The sequence below is a fragment of the Bradyrhizobium ottawaense genome, from assembly GCF_900099825.1.
Lineage (GTDB): Bacteria > Pseudomonadota > Alphaproteobacteria > Rhizobiales > Xanthobacteraceae > Bradyrhizobium > Bradyrhizobium ottawaense_A.
Genome location: NZ_LT629693.1, coordinates 7,195,482 through 7,211,189, shown reverse-complemented (window position 1 = coordinate 7,211,189; position 15,708 = coordinate 7,195,482). Strand labels below are relative to the sequence as shown.

The following is a 15,708-nucleotide window of genomic DNA, read 5'->3' as shown; positions in this document are numbered from 1 at the left end:
AGACCTGCCACCCCTGAACGCCATTCGAGTTATGTTGCGAGTTATCTTGGCGGCAATGGCCTTGCCTTATATGGTCGGCCGGCCCGCCGAGGGCCCCGCCCCGTCTGAAACACCAAGAACGTTCCAAAGAACACTCCAAAGAGATCGAGCCCAGATGCCGCGAAGTCCCATGGTCGTCCGCACCGTTCCCGCATTGCGCCGCGCGCTCGAAGCCTTGCGCGCCAGAAAGGCCACAGTCGCGCTGGTGCCAACCATGGGAGCGCTCCATGAAGGCCATGTGTCGCTGGTGCGCCTCGCCAAACGTCGTGCCCAGAAAGTCGTCGTCTCGATCTTCGTGAACCCGACCCAGTTCGCGCCGACAGAGGATTTCGGTTCCTACCCACGCACCTGGAAGGCCGATGTTGCAAAACTCGCCGCCGAGAAGGTCGACCTGATCTGGAACCCGGACGTCAAGGCGATGTATCCGGAGGGCTTCGCGACCCGGGTCGTACCGGAGGGGCCGGCCATCGCCGGCCTCGAGGACCGTTTCCGGCCGCATTTCTTCGGCGGCGTCGCCACCGTGGTCGGCAAGCTGTTCACCCAATGCCGGCCGGATGTGGCGATCTTCGGCGAGAAGGACTTTCAGCAATTGCGGGTCGTGACGCAAATGGCCGGGGATCTCGACCTCGGCGTCCGGGTGGTCGGCTCGCGCACCGTGCGAGAATGCGACGGGCTCGCGATGTCGTCGCGCAACGTCTACCTGTCGCCGGAGGAACGGCAGACCGCGCCTGTGCTCCATCGCGCCATGAAGGAAACCGCCAAGCGGCTGAAGTCCGGCGAGGGATTTGAAAGCGCTGTCGCCGCCGGCCGGGAACTGATCACGGGTGCGGGCTTCGTGCTGGATTATTTCGAGGCCCGGCATGCCGCGACGCTGGCGCCGATCGCCTCGGTGAAGGATGGACCGGTGCGGATCCTGGTCGCGGCCAAGCTCGGCAAGACCCGGCTGATCGACAATATCGGGATCTAGAATTTGCGGGTGCTCGGCTTGCCTGGCGCAACCCTTGGGTGGAATATCCCCGGATAAGGATTTGTCAGGGGTGGAGCGGCGAGCATGGGCGCGTGGTCCTTAACTGCGATCGTCTTCGGCGGATTGTTGGGCTTCGCCGGCATCGCCCAGGCACAGGACCCGCACCGGCCCGCGGTCGGCGGTATCGGTTCGCCGCTTGATGCGATGATCTTTTATGTCGCGCATGGAGCTGAGGGCGCCTGCGGGCCGGGCTGCTCTGAATGGATCGCCGCTGAAGGCACGGTTCAGTGGGATACCCACAAGCGGCTGATCGCGATCCTCGACCGGCAGGCCGGGCGCAAGCTTCCAGTGATCATCCATAGCTGGGGCGAGTCCAATCTCAACGTCGCGACCAGCCTTGGCCGCATTTTGCGCGCCCGCGGCATCGACACCACGGCGGGTACAACCGATGTCGACGACTGCCATGGAAAAAACGAGGAGGATTGCTTTGCGCTGAAGCGTCCGGGCGGACCGCTCGACGCAAAACTGAAGGCGTCGGACGCGCCCTGCGACCTCGCCTGCGTGCTGACACTGGTCGGCGGGGTCCATCGCAGCCTGCCGCCCGGCGCAAGGGTGATCCTGAGCGGCATGTCGATTCGCAACCGGCTGGCGCCCAATGTCAGCGAGGAACGGCGACAGGGCCTGACCGTGCGATTTGGCGAACTCTATCGCACCTACCTGCGCGACATGGGCGTCGACACCGGGCTGCTCGACATCGTCGACCGGAACTCGGAATCCCACCGCCAGACCGAACTGCCGGCGCCCGATTGGCTTCGGCTGCGGATCGTCACGTCGGCGTCGCTGTAGCGCGTAAACCTGGCTACAGCAGTCCGAGATCGCGCAATTCCCGTCGCATCGGTTCCGGCATCGCAGCGACGCTGGCGGCGGAGGATTTGGTCAGGTCGGCAGGTGCGGCGTCCTCGGTCAGATAGCGCCAGCCCTGGAACGGCCGCATCGGCCGCGGCGAGACCGCGATCACCTTCGGCTGCATCACGAGGCGGCAGCGCCCGATGCCGTCCTTGTCGCGGAAAGGTTCGATCGCGATGATCTTTTCGCGCGCGGCGATTTCGCCCTTGATCACCCAGTAGAGCGAGCCTCCGGCCAGGATTTCCCCGTCGCGCTTCGGCGTCATCCGCGTGACGTGGACGTGCCGAAGCGGCAGGCCCTTTTTCTTGGCCGTCGCCATACGTTCGGCGACCCAGCCGCGGAGTTCCTTGACCGACTCGCACCCGACCGCAAGCTTGAGAATATGAAGCGCCATTTCGCTAACGGTTTAGCGGCCTGCGTTAACTTTGCAAACGATCATTCATTCGCGGGCGCCGCGGCAGGCGCTGGCGCGGCCGGTGCGATCTGGACCGGTGGTGCCGCGGGCGGCACTCGCTTTGCCGCCGCCTGCTTCTTGGGAGCTGCGGGCGCGGGAGACGCCGCCGGACGCGGGGCGGTCGCTCCCGTGGCAGCCGCCGCTGCTGGCTTGGCCGCGCCGGGCCCGGGCTCCGGCGCCATGATGCTGACCGCCGGGGTCGAGGCTGCGGTCGGAAATTCTGCGTTGGTAGGCTTGCCCGTGGGCATCGACGGCGGCAGCGCCGCGACGACCCCCGCACCCGCCTGGATCGGCGCGTTCCACGACGGCGCGTAACGCGTGATCAGGTTTTCATAGACGCGATCGTCCATGTTACCCGCGAGCTGACGGCTATCGGCCAGCGAGCGAAACACCGGACAGGCCTGCGGCGTGCAATGGTCGCGCGCCATCAGCACATAGGCCATCAACCCGTACCGGTCGCGCTCGATCGCGCGGCGCAGCGCCAGAAATTCGGAACTGGGATTCTTGCCGACGGTGGCGGTATCGCCGGCCTCGGCCAGTTGCGTAATCAGGGAGGCCGCATAGGCAACCGCCGCGGCGGAGGACTCGGCGGAACCGAACAATGCCTTCTCGCAGGCGTTCAGCACGGCATCGCCGGCGAGGTCGTCGATGCAGGAAAGCTGTGGCAACCCCGCGCGCACCGGCTGCACGTTGCGGGCCTGGGCGGAAGCGGGCTGCCCGACCGGCCCGAAGCCACGGATGGTCGCGGCCACCGCAACGGCGATCGCCAGCAGCGTGATGACGGTGAGCGCCCCGTTGGCCACGGATTTCTCTGCGCGCAACAGCGTGATCAGAACGATAATGCCGAAAAATCCCGCCGCGGCCAGCGTCAGCCACATCGGAAAGGTCGGAGAGCGCCAGATGTCATCCAGCGACGAAGCCCAGGCCCAGTTCATGCGCGGTGTCCCTCAACGCTGCATAAAACACGATCGTCGAAGGCGAATGCGCATTGGCGGCATTCAACCTTCGCCAGAATTGTTCTGCGAACGGGGCCTTTTGACGGCGGTCGAAACCGGAACCGTCAGCCGGCTGTCAGCGCACAACAAATTCAGGAAACCGCGAGCTGGCTTTCCTTGGCGACCCGTTCGAACGTTTCAGCCGAACTCTTGATGCGATACTGACAATCGTCGCCGTCGGTCGGAAGCAGCCGGATCACCTCATAGGTGCCGGTGGCGGCCGGACGGGCAACGTTGCTGGCAGTAAAATAGACAGTCTCTCCAACGGAGTACTTGTGCTTCAACGCCCTCTCCATACGCAAGAACGTCGGCCGCGCTCATGGTCCCACTAGCTTTCGGCCGACTTGAGAACCCTGTGTCAACCTAGCACACCGAAGGCGCCAAAAGCCAGCAACATCGGGGCATGGGAACCACATGGATTTCCAAGTGTTCTCAGTATGATAGAAGGCAATCCCGGGGTTTCGCAGGAATCCGCATGGCCCCCATCCAAACCGCGAATTCGCGGTCAGGCGGTGTGCGGCAGCCTGCCGTCCGGGCTGGCATGATCGACGACGGCCGGGAGCTGCTGCGCCAGCACCTTGGAGAGCTGGTCGACCGGGATGTTGAAGCGCGCCGCGAGCTGCTTGACGGTGTCGCTGCCGAGCACCTGCTGCAGTTGCTCGGCGGTAATCGGCAGGTTCTGGCCGTTGCCGATCCAGGATTTGACCTGATCGCCAAGGCCGGCCTGCTGGAGCTTGGCCACGATCGCCGACAATCCGCCGCCCTGACCGCCATTGCCGAGCACCTCGCTCAGCACCACCGGAATTACGGCAGATTCGAGCTGACCGAGCACGCCCTTGAACGCATCCGAATTTTCCAGTGAATCGAGAATTCCCATGGTCGCGTCCTTTCGTTCGGCGGCAACCGCCGGTGGCGGATTCAGACTGCTTTACCGGCGATCCGTCAAGCGGCGATGACATCACGAACAGGGCGTCAGACCGTCTCGAATCGCTCGATCCGGATCGTCTCGGCCAGCCCCTCGCGGGTCCATTGCTGAAAGGCCGCGTTATCAGTCATCGCCTCGAAATAGTGTCGCGCATCACCCTTCACCTCGATCGCATAGGTGCGAAACCGGTGCACGACGGGGGCGAACATGGCGTCCGCGCCGCCGAAGGCGCCAAACAGGAACGGGCCTTCGTTGCCGTAACGCCGATGGCAATCCGCCCAGATCTCCTGAACCCGCGCCACATTGGCCAGCGCATCTTCCGACAGCTTGATGGCGCCGACCGGCCGGTGCAGGTTCATGCCGCATTCGTTGCGCAGCGGCATGAAGCCCGAATGCATCTCCGCCGAGATCGACCGCGCGTGCGCACGCCGGGCGCGGTCTTCCGGCCACAGTTTCGCTTGCGGGAATTTCTCGGCGAGGTACTCGATGATCGCCAGCGAATCCCACACCGTGACGTCGCCGTCGATCAGCGCCGGCACCTTGCCCGCACGCGAAACGTTCAGGATCCGGTCCTTGTCGGCCTGATCGGTGTAAAGCGGGATGAAAATTTCCTCGAACGGGATGTTATTGGCGCGCAGCGCCAGCCATGGCCGCATCGACCATGACGAATAGTTCTTGTTGCCGATGACGAGTTTCAACATTTCAAGGGAAATCCTGTTGGGACGCCATCTTGCCATAGTGCGCTGCCGACGTTCAACCTGTACATCGGCATGGCTTGAAATCGGCAAGACTTGGTGACCGATAAGACTTGGTGATCCATAAGACTTGGCGATCGATAAGGAAGGCATCATGCGCGGATACTGGGTCGATATCGCCGCTGTTGGATTCTTCGCCCTGGAGTGGACGGTGTATGCCTTCACGCTGGAGCGGACCGCCTACGGGCGCGACAGCCTGTCCGCCCGCATGCACATCTATCGCGAGGTCTGGATCCGGAACCTGCTCGACCGCGAAACGCGCATGGTCGACATGCAGATCATGGCCTCGCTGCAGAACGGCACCGCCTTCTTCGCGTCCTCGAGCCTGATCGCGATCGGCGGCGGATTGGCGCTGCTGCGCGCCACCAACGACGCCCTGGCCGTGTTCGGCGCGCTGCCGATCGATCTCAGCCCCTCGCCTGCGCTGTGGGAAGTCAAATGCATCGGGTTGATCCTGATCTTCACCTACGCCTTCTTCAAATTCTCCTGGGCCTATCGCCTGTTCAACTATGTCGCGATCCTGCTCGGCGCGATGCCGCCGGCCTCGCAACGCGACACGCCGGAGGCGGAAGCGCATGTGATGCGCACCACCCGGATGTTCGAATCCGCGGGCCAGCACTTCAACCGCGGCCAGCGCTCATTCTTCTTCGCGCTCGGTTATCTCGGCTGGTTCGTCAGTCCGTGGGTGCTGTTCGTGACCACGGCGATGGTTGTCATCGTGACCTGGCGCAGGCAGTTTGCGTCGAACGCCTGGAAGGCGATGGAACGCTAACCAATCACCCAGACTGACCCAATCAAGAAGAAAAAGGGAGAGAACATGATTATCGACCACGCCCGGCTGCGCACGTTTGCCAACCGCATCGTCGCCGCCGGCGGCAGTACACCTGCGGAAGCCGCCATCGTTGCCGAACATTTGGTCGAGGCAAACCTGCGCGGCCATGACAGCCATGGCGTCGGGATGCTGGTCGCCTATGTCAGAGACTTCGAGGCCGGTACGCTCAAGGTCAACCAGAAGCCGGAAATCATTTCGGACACCGGTACGATCTCGGTGTGGGATGCGCATGCCGGCTATGGCCAGGTGGTCGCCCGTCAGGCGGTCGAATGGGCGATCGAAGCAGCCAAGAAACATGGCGTCGCGGTCAATGGATTGCGCAACGCGCACCACATCGGTCGCGTCGGCACCTATGGCGAGATTGCCGCGCGCGCGGGCATGGTGGCGCTGCACTTCGTCAACGTCGCTTCAGGCCCGCCACCGGTGGCACCCTTTCGCGGACGTGAGGGGCGTTTCCTGACCAATCCGGTCTGTATCGCTATTCCCGGAACAGCCAGCAACGAGCCGATCCTGCTCGATTTCGCCACCAGCCGTGTTGCGCTGGGAAAGGTGCGCGTGGCGCACAATGCCGGCAAGCCGATGCTTGACGGCGCATTGCTCGACCATGCCGGACAGCCGACGACCGATCCATCCGTCATGTACACCGAGCCACGCGGCGTGGTGTTGCCGTTCGGCGATCACAAGGGCTCCGGCCTGGCGCTGGTATGCGAACTGCTGGCCGGCGCGATCGTGGGCTCGGCAAGCGTGTCGACCAACACGCCGCCGGAGCGCGGCATTATCAACGGCATGCTGAGCATTGTCATCGACCCTGGCCGGCTGTCCACCCGCGACAGCATGCTGGCCGAAATCGATGCCATGATCGGCTGGGTGAAATCGGCCAAACCTTCCGACCCTGATCTCCCGGTCCTGGTGGCGGGCGAGCCCGAGCAGATCGCGCGGGCCGAGCGCATCAAAAACGGCATCGACGTTGAGGAAGAGACCTGGAACCAGCTAACGGCGATCGCCGAACGCTACCAGATTTCGCTTGATCGATAGAGAAGTGGCATCTTGCTCTATGACGCGCCGCCGAAATCCCGCGGCGTGAAGCTGAGATCGAGCACTTTCCATTCGCCGTAACGGTCCGCCGGCAGCATCGCATAAGGCTGGCAGGCCTGCAGCGCTTGGACCGCGCCCTGCATCAGGAGCGGCCCTTTCATCGAAGCGCTGGCCTCGATCAGGATCGGATCGCCGGCCAGCGTTCCCCGCTGCGTCATCATCACGCGCAGCTTGACCCTGACGTCGTCGGACGCCGCCAGCGAGGGCGGCAATTTCAGGCAGGTCCTGAGATGACGCCGGAAGGCGGTGACGACGCTGGAAGCGACGTCGGCGTCCTGCGTCGCCGGCGCGTCGAAATTGTCATCGCTCTTGGCAAGACCTTGTGGCGCCGCAGGCAGGGTCGGCGAGAGATCCGGCGGCAAGCCCAGCATCACCTGATATTTGAGCGTCAGATCAGGCTCGGGCTGCTTGTAAGCCGGCGCGGCCGGTTGCTGCGGCGGGGCCGCCGGTTGCAGTGGAGCCGCCGGCTGTGGCTGGGCGGCGGGTGGCGCAGCAAGTGCTGCCTGCTTCTGCTGCCGCGCGGCCGGCTGTGACTTCGCCGCCGGCTGAGCCGCACTCGGCGGCGCGGACTTGTTGTCGAACAGCGAAAAATCCGGCAGCGGCGTTGGCGTTGGCGTTGGAACCGGCTCCGGCTGTTTCTCTGTCGTCGGCTCTTGCGGAATATCCTGCGGCGCGACGATCTCGACCGCCATCGTCTCGGCCGTCACCGAACCGAATTGATGGACCTCGGAAAACAGCAACAGCAAGGTCAGCAGCGACAGATGAACGATCGCCGATACCGTGATGTCGGTGGGTATGATCCGCCGCAGGTTCATCGTACCCGAACAAGTTTCGAAGTTTCCCCTGACGGCCAGCATAACGCCCGACGCAGCCGTTCCTCAATCTTTTTTGCCTTTTTGCCCTTTTGGCTCAATCCCAATTCGGCGCGAAACCATAATTGGTGAGCCGGCCGCCGGCACTGCCCATGGCGGAAATCGCCTTCATGTCGTCCTCGAACAATTCGAAATCGAAGATCTCGATGTTCTCCGACAGCCGTTCCAGCTTCGAGGTGCGCGGGATCGCCACGACATTCTGCTGCACCAGCCAGCGCAGGCAAACCTGCGCCGCCGTCTTGCGGTAGCGATCGCCGATCCGCAGCAGCGCGCGGTCGTTCTTGATGCGGCCCTTGGCGACCGGGCTGTAGGCCACGACCGCCATACCGTGCCGTGCGCAGGCCTCGCGAACCTTGGTCTGGTCGAGATAAGGATGGTACTCGACCTGGTCGCACACCAGAGGCTCCGGGCATGCCGCCACGGCTTCGTCGATCAGGGCCACGGTGAAATTGGACACGCCGATATGGCGGGCCAGCCCCTGGCTCTTGACCCGTGCCAGCGCACCCAGTGTGTCCGCGAGCGGCACCTGCGGGTTCGGCCAATGCAGCAGCAGCAGGTCGACCTCGGTCATGCGCAGGCGCGCCAGGCTCTCCTTGGCGGATCGCTCGAGATCGTTCGGCTTGAAATGGGTGGTCCAGATCTTGGTGGTGAGAAATATCTCGTCGCGTTTCACGCCGGAGGCGCGCACGCCCTCGCCCACCTCGCGCTCGTTGTCGTAGACCTGCGCGGTATCGATGTGGCGATAGCCGAGCCGCAGCGCCTGCTCGACGATGCGCGCGCAGGTCCGGTCGCGCAATTCCCAGGTGCCCAGCCCGATCGCCGGGATTTTCGCGCCATTGGCCTCGACAAAATGCATTACGGGTACTCTCACATCGAGCGCCCATTATGAGCCGCCGCGGCAGCGGTGCCAACTCACGGCGTCTTCGAACGCAGCGGAAGAATTAGGCGGGCGTCGGCTCCGAGGCCAGGGCGGCAAATACGGTGTCGGGCGAATGGGCGATCACGGCGAGCAACGCCCGAGCCGGTCCACGCGGGGCGCGCTTGCCCTGCTCCCAGTTCCGGATGGTTTCGACGGGGACGCCGAGCCGGCTGGCAAATTCGGTTTGGGTCAAACGCGCGCGGCGGCGCAAGTCGCGCACCGCAGGCAACGCCGCGGCCTCGCAGGGCCCGGCGGTCAAAGCCTCAGCGGGCATCGCTGACGCAAGCCCGGGCATCGCTGAAGCGAGTCCGGGCATCGCCGGGATCGCAAGTGCGACTCCGGGCGCAAGCGGAAATTCCTGCCCGTCCCGCAATTCAACGATCCGTCCGTCCGCTTTCAATCGCAGGCGCTGCATGTTCGACCTCGTAGGCCCAACATGATCGGCGATGCGCGTTAAGGTCCGCTTAACGATGATGAGGCTGCAAGCGAACCGGGATCCACCCCGGATCGGGGCAGGCTGTCGCTCGAACTATTGCAGCCCGAACCACAGCGTGGCGATGCCGAGAAACGAGAAGAAGCCGACCACGTCGGTGATGGTCGTGACGAAGGTACCCGATGCCACCGCCGGGTCGGCGCGGACCCGCTCCAGCACCATCGGGATCAGGATGCCGCCGAGCGCGCCGGCGACCAGGTTGCAGATGATGGCAAGGCCGATCACGATACCAAGGCCGGGGATCTTGAACCAGGCCACCGCGGCAACGCCCGTGATGACCGCAAAGGCGAGCCCGTTGACGAGGCCGACCATCGCCTCGCGCATCACCACCCGCATGGCGTTCTTGGAACCGAGTTCGCGGGTCGCCAGCGCCCGCACCGCCACCGTCATGGTCTGGGTCGCGGCGTTGCCGCCCTGGCTCGCCACGATCGGCGCCAGCACCGCGAGCGCCACCATCTTCTCGAGCTGGCCCTCGAACAGGCCGAGCACGGAGGATGCCAGAAAGGCGGTCGCAAGATTGACCAGCAGCCAGTTGAACCGTGCCCGCGCGATGGTCCAGACGCTGTCGGACAGTTCTTCGTCGCTGGTGACGCCGCCGAGCGCCTTCAGGTCCTCGTCGGCTTCTTCCTCGATGACGTCGACGACGTCGTCGATGGTGATGACGCCGACCAGACGGTTGGTGGTATCGACCACGGGGGCTGCGACAAGATTGTATTTGCCGAACATCCGCGCGACCTCTTCCTGGTCGTCCAGCACGGAAACGCGGCGGCGGTCCTCGTCAATGAGATCGCTCATCTTGACCGGGCGGCGCGCGCGCAACAATGCGTCAAGCGACACCGCGCCCTGCCAGTGCTTTTCGGAATCGACCACGTAGATCTCATAAAAGCGCGCGGGCAGATCGGGCGTGTCGCGCATGTAGTCGATCGCCTGCCCCACGGTCCAGTCCGGCGGCACCGCGATGAATTCGGACTGCATGCGGCGGCCGGCGGAGTTTTCCGGATACAGCAGGCTGCGCTCCAGCGCGTCGCGCTCGGACGGCGGCAGCTTTTCCAGGATCTCTTCCTGGTCCTCCTCGTCGAGGCCTTCGAGCAGTTCGACGGCATCGTCGGATTCCAGTTCGCGAACGCCTTCGGCGACCGTTGCCGGCTCGAGTTCCTCGAGGATTTCCTCGCGGACGGCGTCATCGACCTCGTTCAGCGCCGAGAAGTCGAAATCCGTGCCGGTCAATTCAACCAGGCTGACGCGGTCATCGGGTTCAAGCGCGCCGATCAAATCGCCGAGATCGGCCTCGTGCAGTTCCGCTACGACTTCGCGAAGCCGCGGCGCTTCGGCGGCCCGGATGGCGCGCGTGATCTCTTCGACAAATTCCTGGCGGATTTGGCCGTCTTCATCCCGCATCTGGAGATGATCGAGCACGGCGCTGTCGCCGGCGTGCGCTTCGGCGGGTTGGGCCACGTCGATTTTCTCGGCCATGCCGCGCCTCGCCGGTTTGACAGAATGAGAGAACTCGTCTGAGCTATCGCAGCACGCATTACCCAATCGGCAATGCCCAGCGCAATGACAAATATGTAGAACTTGGAATGACCGGAAACCCGATCAAGACGCTGTGCGCGGCCGCCGTCGCCCTGTTCGCCACGAACATGGCAGCACAGGCAACCGAATGCGCCCGCAAGGACGCGCTCGGCACGTCACGCGTTCTCGTCGTCGACCCCACAACCTCTCCGCGCGTCGGCCTGAAGAGCTTTCCGCAGACGTTGCCGCTTGGAGATCACGAGGTGGTGCTGACCTTCGACGACGGGCCGTGGCCGGCCACGACCTCGAAGGTTTTAAAGGCGCTGGCGGACGAATGCGTGCGTGCGACGTTCTTCCTGATTGGAAAATCGGCCTCGGAACACCCCGAACTGGTGCGGACGATGGCCGCCCAAGGCCATACCATCGCCCACCACACCTGGACCCATCGCAATCTCAAATACTCCAAGCCTGAAAATGCCGCCGTCGAGATCGACAAGGGCATCGCGGCGGTGGAGACGGCCCTTCACAGCGCCGCGACCACGAACCCGACGACGCCGTTCTTTCGCTTTCCCTACTTCGACACGACGCCCCGGACGCTCGACGATCTGGAAAAGCGCGGCATTGCGGTGTTCGGCGCCGACCTGTGGGCCAGCGACTGGAACAAGATGACGCCGCAGCAGGAGCTGAAACTGCTCACCGAACGGCTCACGATCGCCCGCAAGGGCATCATCCTGCTGCACGATCCCAAGGCGCAGACCGCGGCGATGCTGCCGGCCTTCCTGCGCTACCTCCGCGACAATCACTATCGCGTGGTCCATGTGGTCCCACCCCCGCCGAAAACCGTCGCCGACAAGGCGCGGTAGATCATCAGGCAATGGATCGGATCATGATCTGATCTCATTGTTTGGGCACCATCTTTTCGATGATTCGAATGGCTCCTGTTGCCGCCGCGCCCGTTCCGGTCCGGATCGTCGCCTGCGGCCAAATTAGGGGTGGAATTCGGACGATTAAGGCGTCATTCATGGCGCCACAGGTAGATAGTTGCGTCCTCTTTGGAATGAAGCCGGGGTGTTATGATTGCGAGCGTAGGTGTGAGGCACCGGGGCCGGATATCGGCCGCGCTCTGCCTGAGCGTGCTGGCTCTGATCCCGGCACAACGTGCTTCGGCTGCCGATTGCCCCGGCCATCCCGACGCGCTCGGCACGTCGCGCACGCTGGTGGTCGATCCGCGCGAATATCCCATCATCGGCACCATGCAATACGCCAAGACGCTGCCGCTTCAGGACCATGAGGTAGTTCTGACGTTCGACGACGGCCCGATCCCGAAGAACAGCTATCAAGTCCTGCAAATCCTCGCCGACCAATGCGTGAAGGCGACCTTCTTCCTGGTCGGAGCGCAGGCCAGGGCCAATCCGGGAGGCGTGCGCAAGGTCCGCGATGCCGGCCACACCGTCGCCACCCACACCCAAAACCATCCGTCGAACATGCAGCGCATGCCGATCGACCGCGCGCAAAAGGAGATCGACGACGGCATCGCCTCGGTAACGGCAGCACTCGCCGACGGCACGGGACCTGCGCCATTCTTCCGCATTCCCGGCCTCGGCCGCAACGACGCCATCGAGACCTATGCGGAATCCAAGGGCATCCAGGTCTGGAGCGCGGATTTTCCGGCCGACGATTGGCGCCGTGTCTCCCCGCAGCGCGTCTACGATCTTGCGATCCAGCGGCTGGAGGCCAAGGGAAAAGGCATTCTGCTGCTGCACGACATTCAGGCGCGCACGGTGGCTGCCCTGCCGAAGATCCTGCAAACCCTGAAAGCGCGCGGCTATCGCATCGTGCATGTGGTGCCGGCGACGCCGGAACGGCCGGCGACGCCGACCGAGCCGCAGCAATGGCAGTTGCATCCGACCTCGGAGACGGTGGCGATTTCGCGCTGGCCGAAAGTTCCGAATTTCGCGTATGCCGCCACGTCCGCGCTTCCTGCGCCGGCCTGGTTCGATTTCGACTGGCGCGACGCCGAGCTCGGCATATTGACGCGCCGCATGCGTGGCGTGCCGCTGGCGCAGCGGACTCAGTGGCCCCGCGAACTGGTCGTGGCGGAGAACGGCGCCGCGACCGTATTGCCGGTTCCGGCCGCGAGCCTCTTCAATATGCCGGAATCGACCGGGGTCACGATGCTGGGCACCCTGCGCCGCACCGAACAAGCAGCCCAGGCGGCGCTTGAAGCAGAGGCCTCAGCCAGGCTGGCCCCGGTACAGCCCGGCAAATCCCGGCGACCGGCGCGCGGCGCTCTGACCCAGCAGGCGCATGGCGGGCAAACCACCGCCAAGCCTGCCGCGCACCAGAGCCGGCACGCCGCACATGCCGGCCGCGGCGTGCCGCAGCAGGCGGTGCAGGGAAAGAAGAAGCCGCGCTCGGTCCGGGTTGCCGGCCTCAAGAAGCGCTAAAAGATCCCGGCTCAGTTCGTCAGGATCTTGGTGACGCAGAGCAGGATGACGAGGGCGAGAAACAGCAGGTCGATATACGACTTCATCTCGCCGGCATGGCGGAGCGCGCTGACGTCCGTGACGATCTGCTTGCGCGCAGAGCTCGAATTGGGCCCCTCGCCCAATGCAGCCACCAGCCGGCGCGCCTCGATCTCCAGCCGCTCGATGCGTTGAAAGAAATGGAACGAACGCAGCGCCGATGCCGCATGCATGCCGGCATAGACCAGCACCAGAACCGCGACGACCACGCGGTGCTGGTACTTTTCCAGAAAATTCAGAGCGAAATAAACCAGCGCCAGGAACACGAAATTGGACAGGAATCGGTAGGCGTAGCTCAGAAACAGCATGACAGTGCTCCGGGGAGTGATCTTGGAAGCGCCGAACTGCGGCGAGCGGGCTGAGATCGCCAGCAGGCGGGTCCGGTCAGCTTACGCCAACGGCGTTACAGTAAGGTATCGACATTCCCTTGCCCTCAAGGAATCGCGATGCCGCGGACAAGCGCGTGAGCTCGCCGAATCGATTGGGTTGAACCCAAACTGCATGATTTTGTGGTGCGCTCGGAGAGCGGTCGCGTTTGCCGCGATATCAATGGGTTGCCAAGACTTGTCAAGCCGTACGGTGCATTTCCCTCCTATAAGTGCCCTTCGAGCGGAATACCCAGGCTGCACCAAGTCGGGGGCGCGGCGCCGTTTCAGTAGCTCCGCGGCCGACCCTGCGGAACATTGAAAAGACGTTGGTTAACTCTCGATCGTCTTGATTGGCCGGCCCGCGCCGCTCGTGCGGCTGAGCTCTTCAACGATTTCGGGGAGCCGTTGCTTGAACTCATCGAAATTCTGGAAGAAGTCCTCTTCAGACAAAACCGTCGGAACAATATGCATTGCCTCAAGCTGATCGATCTGGTCTTGAGGAAGTCCGATAACAAATACCTTTAGTCCAGCGCCTTCCAGATCGACCAATACGTCCTGCAGTGCATAAATTCCGGATTGATCCATATAGGTGACGCGCTCCATCCGCAGCACGAGCATTTTTCCATCCATCGCTCGCTCCGCAATTCGGCGGAAAGCATAAACAAATCCAAAGAACAGCGGCCCGTTGACATGCTTGATCAGAAGCCGCTGCTTTAGTTCGTCCGGAAGCTCGAGTTCATCCTGCCACAACTCATCTTCGACCAGCGTCAGAGTCGTGTTCTGTTCCATCGTGCGCGCAATCTTGGTCATGAAAATCAGGGAAGCAAGCACGGCGCCGGTGCCCACCGCGGTGATCAGATCAGTGAATATCGTCAATACAACAACGATCAGCATCACCCACGTGTCGCCGCGCGGCGCACGAAACAGATGAGCAAGGCTGCGATAGTCGATGATGCTCAACCCGGCGCTGACCAGAATTCCTGACAAGACGGCATGAGGAATGTACCGCACTACGCTGGATAGACCGAGAAGAACCGCCAGCAGGAAGAGACCATGTATCACTCCCGAGGAGCGATGCCGTCCACCGGCCCGAACATTGATGGCGGTTCGCACGAACGCGCCGGCGCCCGGGATACCGCCGAACAGCGCCGCACCTATATTGCCGGTACCCTGGCCGATCAGCTCTCGATTGCTGTCGTGATGCGTCTTCGTCATGTTATCCGTGACGAGCGATGTCGTTAAAGCGTCGATCGCGCCCAAGAATGCCAGTTGAAATGCAGCAATGAAGGAAAACTTGAAGTCGGCAATGTTGAGCCCGGGCAGGACAAAGTCCGGCAGCCCCCTGGGAATGTCGCCGATGGTCGGCGCCGAAAGCCCGAAAGCTACGGCTATGCCCGTCAGCAGGATCAATGCGACGAGAGACGGAGGCACGGCCGAAAGAAAGCGCGGGAGCAGAAATGATATCGCGACGGTCGCCGCCGCAAGCAGGAACGCATCAAGGCGGGCGCCCTGCGCGAGGGCGCCGAAAGACTTCAGGATTTCGACCGGATTGGATGATGGCGAAGGCAGACCGACTATTGGGAAAATCTGCTGAATGATGATGATAATCCCGATGCCTGTCATCAGGCCCGAGATCGCCGGATATGGCAGGAACCGAATATAGTTTCCAAGCCTTGCGATCCCGAAGAGCACCTGCAAGGCACCCGCGAGGCAAAAAATTCCAACAACCGGCGCGAGCTGCACTTCTCCGCTGGATGATGTGTTTGCCGCAACGACGCTGGCCGCAATGAGCGTCATGGGTGCCGTCGGACCGGAGATCTGGACTGGCGTGCCTCCCAACAGTGCGGCAACGATGCCCAGGACAATTCCACCGTACAATCCGGCGCCCGGCCCCAATCCCGACGCAACGCCGAACGCGAGGCAAAGCGGCAACGCTACGATGCCGGCAGTTATGCCGCCAAAAATGTCGCCACGCGTGATCGCGAACCCTGACAAAATTCCCCCCCTTTTTCCAACTCCCCGGACAGAACCGGCAAGTTCACCCTCGTGAA

The 15,708-nt window shown here is 63.3% G+C and carries 17 protein-coding genes; 6 read left to right on the top strand and 11 right to left on the bottom strand.

Translation table 11 applies throughout. The annotated features are described in order from the left end of the window. The first annotated feature begins 154 nt into the window (after nucleotides 1-154). Together panC and BLR13_RS33940 are read left to right on the top strand one after the other, a co-directional pair. Entirely contained in the window at nucleotides 155-1,006 is an 852-nt protein-coding gene (gene panC / locus BLR13_RS33945; protein ID WP_074814364.1) for a pantoate--beta-alanine ligase, read from the top strand. A gap of 84 nt (nucleotides 1,007-1,090) precedes the next feature. Next, nucleotides 1,091-1,852, top strand: coding sequence for a hypothetical protein (locus tag BLR13_RS33940; RefSeq protein ID WP_074814367.1), 762 nt, complete (start codon nucleotides 1,091-1,093; stop codon nucleotides 1,850-1,852). Nucleotides 1,853-1,865: 13 nt separating this feature from the next. Here the strand turns inward: BLR13_RS33940 and BLR13_RS33935 are convergent, their stop codons facing one another. The 5 genes from BLR13_RS33935 to BLR13_RS33915 all read right to left on the bottom strand — a co-directional run bounded on the left by BLR13_RS33935 (nucleotide 1,866) and on the right by BLR13_RS33915 (nucleotide 4,987). After that, complete coding sequence (locus BLR13_RS33935) at nucleotides 1,866-2,306, bottom strand: DUF1489 family protein (RefSeq protein WP_074814370.1); 441 nt, start codon at nucleotides 2,304-2,306, stop codon at nucleotides 1,866-1,868. A gap of 41 nt (nucleotides 2,307-2,347) precedes the next feature. Beyond that, on the bottom strand, nucleotides 2,348-3,301 hold the full coding sequence (locus BLR13_RS33930; protein ID WP_074814373.1) for a hypothetical protein: 954 nt from the start codon (nucleotides 3,299-3,301) through the stop codon (nucleotides 2,348-2,350). Nucleotides 3,302-3,453: 152 nt separating this feature from the next. Beyond that, entirely contained in the window at nucleotides 3,454-3,657 is a 204-nt protein-coding gene (locus BLR13_RS33925) for a hypothetical protein (RefSeq protein WP_091976901.1), read from the bottom strand. A gap of 209 nt (nucleotides 3,658-3,866) precedes the next feature. After that, the gene (locus tag BLR13_RS33920) at nucleotides 3,867-4,283 is read right to left on the bottom strand and encodes a YidB family protein (RefSeq protein WP_433994290.1); all 417 of its coding nucleotides are present in this window, start codon (nucleotides 4,281-4,283) and stop codon (nucleotides 3,867-3,869) included. A gap of 50 nt (nucleotides 4,284-4,333) precedes the next feature. Then, on the bottom strand, nucleotides 4,334-4,987 hold the full coding sequence (locus tag BLR13_RS33915) for a glutathione S-transferase family protein (RefSeq protein ID WP_074814381.1): 654 nt from the start codon (nucleotides 4,985-4,987) through the stop codon (nucleotides 4,334-4,336). 148 nt (nucleotides 4,988-5,135) lie between these two features. Here BLR13_RS33915 and BLR13_RS33910 point away from each other — a divergent pair, with 148 nt between their 5' ends. Continuing rightward, entirely contained in the window at nucleotides 5,136-5,813 is a 678-nt protein-coding gene (locus BLR13_RS33910; RefSeq protein WP_074830732.1) for a DUF599 domain-containing protein, read from the top strand. 45 nt (nucleotides 5,814-5,858) lie between these two features. Next, nucleotides 5,859-6,908, top strand: coding sequence for a malate/lactate/ureidoglycolate dehydrogenase (locus BLR13_RS33905; RefSeq protein WP_074814384.1), 1,050 nt, complete (start codon nucleotides 5,859-5,861; stop codon nucleotides 6,906-6,908). A 17-nt stretch (nucleotides 6,909-6,925) separates the two neighbouring features. On the opposite strand, the gene BLR13_RS33900 is transcribed toward BLR13_RS33905, so the two are convergent. The 4 genes from BLR13_RS33900 to mgtE all read right to left on the bottom strand — a co-directional run bounded on the left by BLR13_RS33900 (nucleotide 6,926) and on the right by mgtE (nucleotide 10,725). Continuing rightward, entirely contained in the window at nucleotides 6,926-7,783 is an 858-nt protein-coding gene (locus BLR13_RS33900; protein WP_074814388.1) for a hypothetical protein, read from the bottom strand. 94 nt (nucleotides 7,784-7,877) lie between these two features. Next, a complete protein-coding gene (locus BLR13_RS33895; protein WP_074814390.1) occupies nucleotides 7,878-8,696 on the bottom strand; it encodes an aldo/keto reductase in 819 nt (272 codons plus the stop codon). Between the two features lie 85 nt (nucleotides 8,697-8,781). Further along, the gene (locus tag BLR13_RS33890) at nucleotides 8,782-9,174 is read right to left on the bottom strand and encodes a helix-turn-helix domain-containing protein (RefSeq protein WP_074814394.1); all 393 of its coding nucleotides are present in this window, start codon (nucleotides 9,172-9,174) and stop codon (nucleotides 8,782-8,784) included. A 114-nt stretch (nucleotides 9,175-9,288) separates the two neighbouring features. Beyond that, nucleotides 9,289-10,725 (bottom strand): magnesium transporter, encoded by a 1,437-nt coding sequence (mgtE, locus tag BLR13_RS33885; protein WP_074814397.1) that lies wholly within the window; start codon nucleotides 10,723-10,725, stop codon nucleotides 9,289-9,291. 107 nt (nucleotides 10,726-10,832) lie between these two features. Here mgtE and BLR13_RS33880 point away from each other — a divergent pair, with 107 nt between their 5' ends. Together BLR13_RS33880 and BLR13_RS33875 are read left to right on the top strand one after the other, a co-directional pair. Beyond that, entirely contained in the window at nucleotides 10,833-11,627 is a 795-nt protein-coding gene (locus BLR13_RS33880; RefSeq protein ID WP_074814400.1) for a polysaccharide deacetylase family protein, read from the top strand. A 228-nt stretch (nucleotides 11,628-11,855) separates the two neighbouring features. Next, nucleotides 11,856-13,211 carry a polysaccharide deacetylase family protein gene (locus BLR13_RS33875; RefSeq protein ID WP_433994244.1) on the top strand — a complete coding sequence of 452 codons (1,356 nt, stop codon included), beginning with the start codon at nucleotides 11,856-11,858 and terminating at the stop codon, nucleotides 13,209-13,211. 11 nt (nucleotides 13,212-13,222) lie between these two features. Here the strand turns inward: BLR13_RS33875 and BLR13_RS33870 are convergent, their stop codons facing one another. Together BLR13_RS33870 and BLR13_RS33865 are read right to left on the bottom strand one after the other, a co-directional pair. After that, entirely contained in the window at nucleotides 13,223-13,597 is a 375-nt protein-coding gene (locus tag BLR13_RS33870; protein WP_074814405.1) for a hypothetical protein, read from the bottom strand. Between the two features lie 390 nt (nucleotides 13,598-13,987). Next, the gene (locus BLR13_RS33865) at nucleotides 13,988-15,652 is read right to left on the bottom strand and encodes a SulP family inorganic anion transporter (protein WP_074814408.1); all 1,665 of its coding nucleotides are present in this window, start codon (nucleotides 15,650-15,652) and stop codon (nucleotides 13,988-13,990) included. Nucleotides 15,653-15,708 lie beyond the last annotated feature (56 nt).

What these genes read in the sequence shown, in the direction of transcription:
- BLR13_RS33935 (WP_074814370.1), bottom strand. Translation starts at nt 2,306, where the DNA reads ATGGCGCTTCATATTCTCAAGCTTGCGGTCGGGTGCGAGTCGGTCAAG.
- BLR13_RS33940 (WP_074814367.1), top strand. Translation starts at nt 1,091, where the DNA reads ATGGGCGCGTGGTCCTTAACTGCGATCGTCTTCGGCGGATTGTTGGGC.
- BLR13_RS33910 (WP_074830732.1), top strand. Translation starts at nt 5,136, where the DNA reads ATGCGCGGATACTGGGTCGATATCGCCGCTGTTGGATTCTTCGCCCTG.
- BLR13_RS33890 (WP_074814394.1), bottom strand. Translation starts at nt 9,174, where the DNA reads ATGCAGCGCCTGCGATTGAAAGCGGACGGACGGATCGTTGAATTGCGG.
- BLR13_RS33900 (WP_074814388.1), bottom strand. Translation starts at nt 7,783, where the DNA reads ATGAACCTGCGGCGGATCATACCCACCGACATCACGGTATCGGCGATC.
- mgtE (WP_074814397.1), bottom strand. Translation starts at nt 10,725, where the DNA reads ATGGCCGAGAAAATCGACGTGGCCCAACCCGCCGAAGCGCACGCCGGC.
- BLR13_RS33895 (WP_074814390.1), bottom strand. Translation starts at nt 8,696, where the DNA reads ATGCATTTTGTCGAGGCCAATGGCGCGAAAATCCCGGCGATCGGGCTG.
- panC (WP_074814364.1), top strand. Translation starts at nt 155, where the DNA reads ATGCCGCGAAGTCCCATGGTCGTCCGCACCGTTCCCGCATTGCGCCGC.
- BLR13_RS33930 (WP_074814373.1), bottom strand. Translation starts at nt 3,301, where the DNA reads ATGAACTGGGCCTGGGCTTCGTCGCTGGATGACATCTGGCGCTCTCCG.
- BLR13_RS33870 (WP_074814405.1), bottom strand. Translation starts at nt 13,597, where the DNA reads ATGCTGTTTCTGAGCTACGCCTACCGATTCCTGTCCAATTTCGTGTTC.
- BLR13_RS33905 (WP_074814384.1), top strand. Translation starts at nt 5,859, where the DNA reads ATGATTATCGACCACGCCCGGCTGCGCACGTTTGCCAACCGCATCGTC.
- BLR13_RS33925 (WP_091976901.1), bottom strand. Translation starts at nt 3,657, where the DNA reads ATGGAGAGGGCGTTGAAGCACAAGTACTCCGTTGGAGAGACTGTCTAT.
- BLR13_RS33880 (WP_074814400.1), top strand. Translation starts at nt 10,833, where the DNA reads ATGACCGGAAACCCGATCAAGACGCTGTGCGCGGCCGCCGTCGCCCTG.
- BLR13_RS33915 (WP_074814381.1), bottom strand. Translation starts at nt 4,987, where the DNA reads ATGTTGAAACTCGTCATCGGCAACAAGAACTATTCGTCATGGTCGATG.